The following is an 11,518-nucleotide window of genomic DNA, read 5'->3' as shown; positions in this document are numbered from 1 at the left end:
ACAGGAAAATGAAACTCGAGTTTTCAATTTATCGCTATAACCCGGATGTTGACGACGCTCCGCATATGCAGGATTACACCCTCGAAGCGGAAGAAGGTCGTGACATGATGCTGCTGGATGCGCTGATCCAGCTGAAAGAAAAAGATCCGTCGCTGTCGTTCCGCCGCTCCTGCCGTGAAGGGGTTTGCGGTTCCGATGGTCTGAACATGAACGGGAAAAACGGTCTGGCGTGCATCACGCCAATCTCCGCGCTGAATCAGCCGGGCAAGAAGATTGTTATCCGTCCGCTGCCAGGATTACCGGTTATCCGTGATTTGGTGGTGGACATGGGGCAATTCTATGCACAATATGAGAAGATTAAGCCTTACTTGTTGAATAATGGGCAAAATCCTCCGGCTCGCGAGCATCTGCAGATGCCTGAGCAGCGTGAGAAACTCGATGGTCTGTACGAGTGTATTCTGTGCGCATGTTGTTCAACCTCGTGCCCGTCGTTCTGGTGGAACCCGGACAAGTTCATCGGCCCGGCTGGCCTGCTGGCCGCGTATCGCTTCCTGATCGACAGTCGCGATACCGAAACCAGCGAGCGCCTGGAAGGCCTGAGCGATGCTTTCAGCGTATTCCGCTGTCACAGCATTATGAACTGCGTCAGTGTGTGTCCTAAAGGGCTTAACCCGACGCGCGCCATCGGCCATATTAAGTCGATGCTGCTGCAGCGCAGCGCGTAAGCAACACGGTCTGTCCCGGATGGCGCTTGCGCTTATCCGGGCTACCAAAGCAGTAGCCCCGGCAAGCGTTAGCGCTGCCGGGGGACAGATAGCAGGAAATCTTTAAAAACCGCCACAAGATGTACCAGTAATCGAGGCGTTCAGTGCGAGGTAAGGCGGCAACTGAGCGCATCCCCGGGAGCATAGTGAACTATGTGACCGGGGTAAGCGAAGGCAGCCAACGCAACCGCAGCCTGAACGCTGAAGATTAATGGCAGTTTTTAAAGGTTCCTTAGCGGATAGAAACCACAACTCGTCCGCAACAAGTGAACCCCGGCACGTGCACTCGGTGTGCGTGGTAGTTTCTACGGCGAAATAAGCATAAAAGTGCTTAAGGGATCACGATGCAGAACGGCGCAATGAAAGCCTGGCTGGACTCTTCTTTCCTCTCTGGTTCGAACCAGAGCTGGATAGAACAGCTCTATGAAGACTTCTTAACCGATCCTGACTCTGTTGACGCCAACTGGCGTTCGATGTTCCAGCAGTTACCTGGCACCGGAGTTAAACCGGATCAATTCCATTCCAAAACACGTGATTATTTCCGTCGACTGGCGAAGGATGCCTCACGTTACACTTCTTCGATTTCCGACCCTGACACCAATGTGAAGCAGGTTAAAGTCCTGCAGCTCATCAACGCATACCGTTTCCGTGGCCACCAGCATGCGAATCTCGATCCGCTGGGACTGTGGAAGCAAGAGAGAGTGGCGGATCTTGATCCGGCCTACCACGATCTGACCGAGGCCGATTTCCAGGATAGCTATAACGTAGGTTCATTCGCCATCGGTAAAGACACGATGAAGCTGGGCGACCTGATTGCCGCCCTCAAGCAAACCTACTGCGGCTCCATCGGCGCGGAATACATGCATATCACCTCTACTGAGGAAAAACGCTGGATCCAGCAGCGTATTGAATCGGTAGCCGGTAAAGCGAGCTTCACCGCGGCAGAGAAAAAGCGCTTCCTCAGTGAACTGACCGCTGCAGAAGGGCTGGAACGCTACCTCGGCGCCAAATTCCCGGGGGCGAAACGCTTCTCGCTGGAAGGGGGTGATGCCCTGATCCCGATGCTCAAAGAGATGATCCGCCATGCAGGCAAAAGCGGCACCCGCGAAGTGGTGCTGGGCATGGCGCACCGTGGCCGTCTGAACGTGCTGGTCAACGTGCTGGGTAAAAAACCGCAGGACCTGTTCGACGAGTTCGCGGGCAAACATAAAGAACACCTCGGCACCGGCGACGTGAAGTACCACATGGGCTTCTCTTCCGATATGGAAACCGAAGGCGGTCTGGTCCACCTGGCGCTGGCGTTTAACCCGTCGCACCTGGAGATCGTCAGCCCGGTGGTTATCGGTTCCGTACGCGCCCGTCTGGATCGTCTGGACGAGCCAAGCAGCAACAAAGTTCTGCCTATTACCATCCACGGCGACGCCGCCGTTACCGGCCAGGGCGTGGTTCAGGAAACCCTGAACATGTCGAAAGCCCGCGGTTACGAAGTCGGCGGTACCGTGCGTATCGTTATCAACAACCAGGTTGGCTTTACCACCTCCAACCCGCTGGATGCGCGTTCTACGCCATACTGTACCGATATCGGTAAGATGGTTCAGGCGCCGATTTTCCACGTTAACGCGGATGACCCGGAAGCCGTTGCTTTCGTTACCCGTCTGGCGCTGGATTTCCGTAATACCTTCAAACGCGATGTCTTTATCGACCTGGTGTGCTACCGCCGTCACGGCCATAACGAAGCCGACGAGCCGAGCGCAACCCAGCCGCTGATGTACCAGAAAATCAAAAAGCATCCGACCCCGCGCAAAATCTATGCTGACAAGCTGGAGCAGGAGAAAGTTGCGACGCTGGAAGACGCGACTGAGCAGGTTAACCTTTACCGCGATGCGCTGGATGCCGGCGAATGCGTGGTAGAGGAGTGGCGTCCGATGAATATGCACTCCTTTACCTGGTCTCCCTACCTCAACCACGAGTGGGACGAGAGCTATCCGGATAAAGTGGATCCGAAACGTCTGCAAGAGCTGGCTAAACGCATCAGTACGGTGCCGGAAGGTATCGAAATGCAGTCCCGTGTAGCGAAAATCTACGGCGATCGCCAACTGATGGCCGCCGGCGAGAAGCTGTTCGATTGGGGCGGCGCTGAAAACCTGGCTTATGCCACCCTGGTTGACGAAGGCATTCCGGTGCGCCTGTCCGGTGAAGACTCCGGTCGCGGCACCTTCTTCCACCGTCACGCGGTTATCCATAACCAGAGCAACGGTTCTACCTATACCCCGCTGCAGCATGTGCACAACGGCCAGGGCCAGTTCCGCGTCTGGGACTCGGTGCTGTCTGAAGAAGCCGTGCTGGCGTTCGAATACGGTTACGCCACCGCAGAGCCGCGTACGCTGACCATCTGGGAAGCGCAGTTCGGCGACTTCGCCAACGGCGCGCAGGTGGTGATTGATCAGTTCATCTCCTCTGGCGAACAGAAATGGGGCCGGATGTGCGGTCTGGTGATGTTGCTGCCGCACGGCTACGAAGGGCAGGGCCCGGAGCACTCCTCCGCGCGTCTGGAACGCTATCTGCAGCTGTGCGCTGAGCAGAACATGCAGGTTTGCGTACCGTCCACCCCGGCACAGGTTTACCATATGCTGCGTCGTCAGGCGCTGCGCGGTATGCGCCGTCCGCTGGTGGTGATGTCGCCGAAGTCTCTGCTGCGCCACCCGCTGGCGGTCTCCAGCATGGACGAACTGGCGAACGGCACCTTTATGCCGGCCATCGGCGAAATCGACGAACTCGATCCGCAAGCCGTGAAGCGCGTCGTACTGTGCTCTGGTAAGGTTTACTACGACCTGCTGGAACAGCGCCGCAAAAACGAGCAAAAAGATGTCGCCATCGTGCGTATCGAACAGCTCTACCCGTTCCCGCATCAGGCGGTGCAGGAAGCGCTGAAAGCTTACTCGCACGTACATGATTTTGTCTGGTGCCAGGAAGAGCCGCTCAACCAGGGCGCATGGTACTGCAGCCAGCACCACCTTCGTGAAGTAGTTCCATTTGGGGCCTCTCTGCGTTATGCAGGCCGCCCGGCCTCCGCCTCTCCGGCGGTAGGGTACATGTCCGTTCACCAGAAACAGCAACAAGATCTGGTCAATGACGCGCTGAACGTCGATTAATTAAAGGATACACAATGAGTAGCGTAGATATTCTGGTTCCCGACCTGCCTGAGTCCGTAGCTGACGCAACCGTCGCCACCTGGCATAAAAAACCGGGCGACGCGGTCGTCCGTGACGAAGTTCTGGTCGAAATCGAAACTGACAAAGTGGTACTGGAAGTACCGGCATCAGCGGACGGCATTCTGGATGCAGTGCTGGAAGACGAGGGCGCTACCGTCCTGTCTCGCCAGATCCTTGGCCGCCTGCGTGAGGGCAACAGCGCAGGTAAAGAAACCAGCGAAAAAGCGGATGCGAAAGCGTCCACCCCGGCGCAGCGCCAGCAGGCTTCTCTGGAAGAGCAGAACAACGATGCGCTCAGCCCGGCGATCCGTCGTCTGCTGGCGGAGCACAACCTCGACGCCGCTGCCATCAAAGGTACCGGCGTGGGTGGCCGTCTGACTCGTGAAGACGTCGAGAAACATCTGGCGAAAGCCCCGGCGGCGGCTGAAGCCAAAGCGCCAGCGGCTACCGCGGCAGCGACACCAGCGCCGCAGCTGGGTCACCGTTCAGAAAAACGCGTACCGATGACCCGTCTGCGTAAACGCGTGGCCGAGCGTCTGCTGGAAGCGAAAAATTCCACCGCCATGCTGACGACCTTTAACGAAGTCAACATGAAGCCGATTATGGATCTGCGTAAGCAGTACGGCGATGCCTTCGAAAAACGTCACGGTATCCGTCTGGGCTTCATGTCCTTCTACGTGAAAGCGGTGGTTGAAGCGCTGAAACGCTACCCGGAAGTGAACGCTTCCATCGATGGCGACGACGTGGTTTACCACAACTACTTTGACGTCAGCATGGCAGTGTCCACTCCGCGCGGCCTGGTAACCCCGGTTCTGCGTGACGTTGACCTGCTGGGCATGGCGGACATCGAAAAGAATATCAAAGAGCTGGCGGTGAAAGGCCGTGACGGCAAGCTGACCGTAGATGACCTGACCGGCGGTAACTTCACCATTACCAACGGCGGCGTTTTCGGTTCCCTGATGTCCACGCCGATCATCAACCCACCGCAGAGCGCCATTCTGGGTATGCATGCCATTAAAGACCGTCCGATGGCGGTGAATGGCAAGGTAGAGATCCTGCCGATGATGTACCTGGCGCTCTCCTATGACCACCGTCTGATCGATGGGCGTGAATCGGTTGGCTTCCTGGTGGCGATTAAAGAGCTGCTGGAAGATCCGACTCGTCTGCTGCTGGACGTGTAGTCAGTAAGAGTATGACTTACCGTAGGCCGGATAAGGCATTTATGCCGCCATCCGGCGTTGATGAGATGCCTGATGGCGACGCTAGCGCGTCTTATCAGGCCTACAGGTTTAAAGATAATTACACCCTGAAGGATGGACTGAACACATGAACTTACATGAATATCAGGCAAAACAACTTTTTGCCCGCTATGGCTTACCGGCGCCGGTGGGTTATGCCTGTACTACTCCGCGTGAAGCAGAAGAAGCCGCTTCAAAAATCGGCGCGGGTCCGTGGGTAGTGAAATGTCAGGTTCACGCTGGTGGCCGCGGTAAAGCGGGCGGTGTGAAAGTAGTTAAGAGCAAAGAAGAGATCCGCGCTTTTGCTGAGCATTGGCTGGGCAAACGCCTGGTGACTTACCAAACCGATGCTAACGGCCAGCCGGTCAACCAGATTCTGGTGGAAGCAGCGACCGATATCGATAAAGAGCTGTATCTGGGCGCGGTCGTTGATCGTAGCTCCCGTCGCGTGGTGTTCATGGCGTCGACTGAAGGCGGCGTGGAAATCGAAAAAGTCGCGGAAGAAACCCCGCACCTGATCCACAAGATCGCCATCGATCCGCTGGCGGGCCCGATGCCTTATCAGGGGCGTGAACTGGCGTTCAAACTGGGTCTGGAAGGTAAGCAGGTTCAGCAGTTCACCAAGATTTTCATGGGTCTGGCGACCATTTTCCTTGAGCGCGACCTGGCGCTGATCGAAATCAACCCGTTGGTTATCACTAAGCAGGGCGACCTGATCTGCCTCGACGGCAAACTGGGCGCTGACGGCAACGCGCTGTTCCGCCAGCCGGATCTGCGCGAAATGCGCGACCAGTCTCAGGAAGATCCGCGCGAAGCGCAGGCGGCGCAGTGGGAACTGAACTACGTTGCGCTCGACGGCAACATCGGTTGCATGGTTAACGGCGCAGGCCTGGCGATGGGCACCATGGACATCGTTAAGCTGCACGGCGGCGAACCGGCTAACTTCCTCGACGTTGGCGGCGGCGCCACCAAAGAGCGCGTGACCGAAGCGTTCAAAATCATCCTCTCTGACGACAACGTTAAAGCGGTTCTGGTTAACATCTTCGGCGGTATCGTACGTTGCGACCTGATCGCTGACGGCATCATCGGCGCGGTAGCGGAAGTTGGGGTTAACGTTCCGGTCGTGGTTCGTCTGGAAGGTAACAACGCCGAACTGGGCGCGAAAAAACTGGCTGACAGCGGCCTGAATATTATTGCAGCGAAAAGTCTGACGGACGCAGCACAGCAGGTTGTTGCCGCAGTGGAGGGGAAATAATGTCAGTTTTAATTAATAAAGATACCAAGGTTATCTGCCAGGGCTTCACCGGTAGCCAGGGGACCTTCCACTCTGAACAAGCGATCGCTTACGGTACGCAAATGGTTGGCGGCGTGACGCCAGGCAAAGGCGGCACCACCCACCTGGGCCTGCCGGTATTTAATACCGTGCGCGAAGCTGTTGAAGCGACCGGCGCGACCGCGACCGTTATCTACGTTCCGGCGCCGTTCTGCAAAGACTCCATTCTGGAAGCAATCGACGCGGGCATTAAGCTGATTATCACCATCACCGAAGGTATCCCGACGCTGGATATGCTGACTGTGAAAGTGAAGCTGGACGAAGCGGGCGTGCGCATGATTGGCCCGAACTGCCCAGGCGTTATCACCCCGGGCGAATGCAAAATCGGCATCATGCCGGGTCACATTCACAAGCCGGGTAAAGTGGGCATCGTTTCCCGTTCCGGTACCCTGACCTATGAAGCGGTTAAGCAGACCACCGACTACGGCTTCGGCCAGTCTACCTGCGTCGGTATCGGCGGCGACCCGATCCCGGGCTCCAACTTCATCGATATCCTGAAGCTGTTCCAGGAAGATCCGCAGACCGAAGCGATCGTGATGATCGGTGAGATCGGCGGCAGCGCGGAAGAAGAAGCGGCAGCCTACATCAAAGAGCACGTGACCAAGCCGGTTGTCGGCTACATCGCGGGCGTGACCGCGCCGAAAGGCAAGCGTATGGGCCACGCGGGCGCGATCATCGCTGGCGGTAAAGGTACTGCTGATGAGAAATTCGCCGCCCTGGAAGCCGCTGGTGTGAAAACCGTTCGCAGCCTGGCCGATATCGGCGAAGCGCTGAAAGCTATCATCAAGTAAACCCTCTCTGCTTCTCCGAAGCAGAAATCTGTCCGATTTCGACATGGTTGGCCACCGTCAGGTGGCCTTTTTTATGGGCGTTATCCATCTCGCCAGAACATCCGCTGAACCGGCGGAATGCCTGCTCCGCGAAAAACCTTACCTATCATATTGATTTTATGAATTATTTCATGAATATAATCCCGGCAGCGTGGTTGCTGAAGGAAATATTTCCGCAATTCGCGACAGGCAAGGGTTTTAGATAGTGAAAAAACAGAAGAGAAGGGCATAAGAAAACAGGAAAAATACTGTGAGCAGTCTAGCATTATTAGGATCGGCGCATTTTTTTTCATTTTTCCCCGCGGCGTTAAATAATATTACCTATGATTCTCATATCTCTCTTTTCAGTAACCAAGCAAGCCATACTTTAAACACAATATTAACATTAAGTTCACCAATATTCTTTATTGAGCTACATAATTAACACGTAGAGTAAAAATTGATTTATATCAATGCTTAATGCTTGGAAAAATTCTTCAAAAAACGTTAAATTGTCGCAAGTCAAATTGGCCTAAACAGGCTATCTTCGCTATATATTGATCACCGTCGAAAAATGTAAAACTGGAACAATAAAAACATATTTATTGTAAGGTTATTGCGGCGTAATATATTGGGGAATCAATTGGGTTTTCGTTAACGTATTTGTAACCTTGACGTGGCGTGGCTTCACTTTCAGGTGAAACGCGCTGCGGACGGGCCAACAAATAACTTTTGTATTGGGGCATGCGTATGAGCCAGAGCTTCTCGGTTCATTTTCGGAGTCTTCATGCGATGAGCAAGGAGTCATGATGTTAGATATAGTCGAACTGTCGCGCTTACAGTTTGCCTTGACCGCGATGTACCACTTCCTTTTTGTGCCGCTAACGCTCGGTATGGCGTTCCTGCTGGCCATCATGGAAACGGTTTACGTCCTTTCCGGCAAACAGATTTATAAAGATATGACCAAATTCTGGGGCAAGTTGTTTGGTATCAACTTCGCGCTGGGTGTGGCGACCGGTCTGACCATGGAGTTCCAGTTCGGGACTAACTGGTCGTATTACTCACACTACGTGGGCGATATCTTCGGTGCGCCGCTGGCCATTGAAGGTCTGATGGCCTTCTTCCTCGAATCCACCTTTGTAGGTCTGTTCTTCTTCGGTTGGGATCGTCTGGGTAAAGTTCAGCACATGGCGGTCACCTGGCTGGTTGCGCTGGGCTCCAACCTCTCCGCGCTGTGGATCCTCGTCGCCAACGGCTGGATGCAGAACCCTATCGCATCGGACTTCAACTTCGAAACCATGCGTATGGAGATGGTCAGCTTCTCTGAACTGGTGCTCAACCCGGTCGCCCAGGTGAAGTTCGTTCACACCGTGGCGTCTGGCTATGTCACCGGCGCGATGTTCATCCTGGCTATCAGCTCCTGGTATATGCTGAAAGGCCGCGACTTTGCCTTTGCTAAGCGCTCCTTTGCCATCGCAGCCAGCTTCGGTATGGCGGCGATCCTCTCCGTTATTGTGCTGGGTGACGAATCCGGTTACGAAATGGGTGACGTGCAGAAAACCAAACTGGCGGCTATCGAAGCTGAGTGGGAAACCCAGCCGGCGCCGGCTGCCTTTACTCTGTTTGGTATTCCCGATCAGAATGCGCAGACCAACCACTTCGCGATCCAGATCCCTTACGCGCTGGGCATCATCGCCACCCGCTCGGTGGATAAGCCGGTTATCGGCCTGAAAGATCTGATGGTTCAGCACGAAGAGCGTATCCGTAACGGGATGAAAGCGTACGCGCTACTGGAGCAGCTGCGCGCCGGTTCGACCGACCAGGCCGTGCGTGACCAGTTCAATAGCGTGAAGAAAGACCTCGGCTATGGCCTGTTGCTGAAGCGCTATACCCCGAACGTCGCTGACGCCACGGAAGAGCAGATCGCCAAAGCGACCAAAGACTCTATTCCAAGCGTCGCCCCGCTGTACTTCGCCTTCCGTATCATGGTGGCGTGCGGCATCCTGATGCTGTTGATTATCGGCGCCTCCTTCTGGAGCGTGATTCGTAACCGCATTGGCGAGAAAAAATGGCTGCTGCGCGCCGCGTTCTTTGGCCTGCCGCTGCCGTGGATTGCCGTGGAGTCAGGCTGGTTTGTTGCCGAGTATGGCCGTCAGCCGTGGGCGATTGGTGAGGTCCTGCCGACCGCGGTGGCCAACTCGTCGCTGACCGCAGGCGATCTGATCTTCTCAATGTTGCTGATCTGCGGTCTGTACACGCTGTTCCTGGTGGCTGAACTGTTCCTGATGTTCAAGTTTGCCCGCAAAGGACCTAGCAGCCTGAAAACCGGCCGCTATCACTTTGAACAGTCCTCTGCGGCTATTCAGTCGGCACGCTAAGACAGGAGTCGTCAAATGATCGATTATGAAGTATTGCGTTTTATCTGGTGGCTGCTGATTGGCATTCTGCTGATTGGCTTCGCTGTCGCCGACGGGTTCGACATGGGGGTGGGCATGCTCACCCGTTTCCTCGGCCGTAACGACACCGAGCGTCGGATTATGATCAACGCCATCGCTCCGCACTGGGACGGTAACCAGGTGTGGCTGATCACCGCCGGCGGCGCGCTGTTCGCGGCCTGGCCGATGGTTTACGCCGCAGCGTTCTCTGGCTTCTATGTGGCGATGATTCTGGTGCTGGCTTCGCTGTTCTTCCGTCCGGTCGGTTTTGACTACCGTTCCAAGATCGAGGACACCCGCTGGCGCAACATGTGGGACTGGGGCATCTTCATCGGTAGCTTCGTGCCGCCGCTGGTGATTGGTGTGGCCTTCGGCAACCTGTTGCAGGGCGTGCCGTTCCACGTCGATGAATACCTGCGTCTGTTCTATACCGGAAACTTCTTCAAGCTGCTGAACCCGTTTGGTCTGCTGGCCGGTATCGTCAGCGTGGCGATGATCCTGACTCAGGGTGCCACCTACCTGCAGATGCGTACCGTAGGCGAACTGCACCTGCGTACCCGCACCGTTTCCACGGTGGCGGCGCTGGTGACGCTGGTCTGCTTCGCGCTGGCCGGTGTGTGGGTCTACTACGGCATCGACGGCTATGTGGTGAAATCAGTAATGGATCATAGCGGCCCGTCTAACCCGCTGACTAAAGAAGTCGTGCGTGAGGCCGGTGCATGGATGGTGAACTTTAATAACATGCCAGCGCTGTGGGCCGTTCCTGCCCTGGGCGTGGTGCTGCCGCTGCTGACCGTCGTCTCGACTAAAGCGGATAAAGGCGCGTGGGCATTCCTGTTCTCCTCGCTGACCCTGGCCTGCATCATTCTGACCGCCGGTATTGCGATGTTCCCGTTCATCATGCCGTCCAGCACCATGCTGAACGCCAGCCTGACGATGTGGGACGCGACCTCCAGTCAGCGGACGCTGAACCTGATGACCTACGTGGCGATTGTCTTCGTGCCGATCATTCTGGCCTACACCAGCTGGTGTTACTGGAAGATGTTCGGCCGCATTACGCGCGAAGACATCGAAAAGAACACCCACTCGCTGTACTAAGGTAAGGAGCTATATATGTGGTACTTCGCATGGATTTTGGGAACGCTTCTTGCCTGTGCCTTTGGGGTGATTACCGCGCTGGCGCTTGAGCACGTGGAAGCCACCAAAGCAGGTAAAGAAGAACACTGATGAGTATTATCGTGATGCGATATACGAAATCATTCGGATTGCATCGAGGCGGCAAGTCTGTGAATCCCCAGGAGCTTACACCAGTAAGTGACTGGGGTAAGCAGACGTAGCCAACAAAGAGGCGACGTGAATGATAAAGTATATGTATGCGATAATGGACAAGCGCCCGTTAAGGGCGCTTTCCTTATTGATGGCGCTGCTGCTGGCAGGCTGCATCTTCTGGGATCCGTCGCGCTTTGCGGCGAAGACCAGCGAGCTGGAAATCTGGCATGGTTTCTTGCTGATGTGGGCGGTTTGCAGCGGCGTTATTCACGGCGTGGGCTTCCGTCCGCGTGCCGTTCACTGGCAGGGGATTTTTTGTCCGCTTATCGCTGATATCGTGCTCGCTTTGGGTCTCTTCTTTTTCTTCTTTTGAATAAGAGATCTCTGTTAATGGTATGGGCTTGCATAAGCCCATAAAAATTTACGCCCCGTTTACTTTCCCCCATTCCAAACCACCT

General features: G+C 55.5%; 9 protein-coding genes. All 9 read left to right on the top strand.

From position 1 onward, the window contains the following. Nucleotides 1-8 precede the first annotated feature (8 nt). The 9 genes from sdhB (at nucleotide 9) to ybgE (ending at nucleotide 11,433) form a co-directional block, all read left to right on the top strand. On the top strand, nucleotides 9-725 hold the full coding sequence (gene sdhB / locus FHW76_RS06775; RefSeq protein ID WP_008805686.1) for a succinate dehydrogenase iron-sulfur subunit SdhB: 717 nt from the start codon (nucleotides 9-11) through the stop codon (nucleotides 723-725). A 383-nt stretch (nucleotides 726-1,108) separates the two neighbouring features. Beyond that, on the top strand, nucleotides 1,109-3,916 hold the full coding sequence (gene sucA / locus FHW76_RS06770; protein ID WP_008805687.1) for a 2-oxoglutarate dehydrogenase E1 component: 2,808 nt from the start codon (nucleotides 1,109-1,111) through the stop codon (nucleotides 3,914-3,916). 14 nt (nucleotides 3,917-3,930) lie between these two features. Next, a complete protein-coding gene (gene odhB / locus FHW76_RS06765) occupies nucleotides 3,931-5,157 on the top strand; it encodes a 2-oxoglutarate dehydrogenase complex dihydrolipoyllysine-residue succinyltransferase (protein ID WP_012542428.1) in 1,227 nt (408 codons plus the stop codon). 145 nt (nucleotides 5,158-5,302) lie between these two features. Further along, nucleotides 5,303-6,469: an ADP-forming succinate--CoA ligase subunit beta gene (sucC, locus tag FHW76_RS06760; RefSeq protein WP_002895039.1), complete on the top strand. Its 1,167-nt coding sequence runs from the start codon at nucleotides 5,303-5,305 to the stop codon at nucleotides 6,467-6,469. Continuing rightward, on the top strand, nucleotides 6,469-7,338 hold the full coding sequence (gene sucD, locus FHW76_RS06755; RefSeq protein ID WP_004885990.1) for a succinate--CoA ligase subunit alpha: 870 nt from the start codon (nucleotides 6,469-6,471) through the stop codon (nucleotides 7,336-7,338). The genes sucC and sucD overlap by 1 nt, the downstream gene beginning before the upstream one ends. An 827-nt stretch (nucleotides 7,339-8,165) precedes the next feature. Continuing rightward, entirely contained in the window at nucleotides 8,166-9,734 is a 1,569-nt protein-coding gene (cydA, locus tag FHW76_RS06750; protein ID WP_012542427.1) for a cytochrome ubiquinol oxidase subunit I, read from the top strand. A gap of 15 nt (nucleotides 9,735-9,749) precedes the next feature. Next, complete coding sequence (gene cydB, locus FHW76_RS06745) at nucleotides 9,750-10,889, top strand: cytochrome d ubiquinol oxidase subunit II (protein ID WP_183476498.1); 1,140 nt, start codon at nucleotides 9,750-9,752, stop codon at nucleotides 10,887-10,889. Between the two features lie 15 nt (nucleotides 10,890-10,904). Further along, on the top strand, nucleotides 10,905-11,018 hold the full coding sequence (gene cydX, locus FHW76_RS06740; protein WP_004100325.1) for a cytochrome bd-I oxidase subunit CydX: 114 nt from the start codon (nucleotides 10,905-10,907) through the stop codon (nucleotides 11,016-11,018). A gap of 130 nt (nucleotides 11,019-11,148) precedes the next feature. Further along, nucleotides 11,149-11,433, top strand: a complete 285-nt coding sequence (ybgE, locus tag FHW76_RS06735; protein WP_008805691.1) for a cyd operon protein YbgE — start codon at nucleotides 11,149-11,151, stop codon at nucleotides 11,431-11,433. Nucleotides 11,434-11,518: the final 85 nt, after the last annotated feature.

The sequence above is a fragment of the Klebsiella sp. RC2 genome (assembly GCF_014192815.1).
Classification (GTDB): Bacteria; Pseudomonadota; Gammaproteobacteria; order Enterobacterales; family Enterobacteriaceae; genus Klebsiella; species Klebsiella variicola.
The sequence above is the reverse complement of the archived record's forward strand: the minus strand, read 5'-3'. Positions and strand labels throughout refer to the sequence as shown.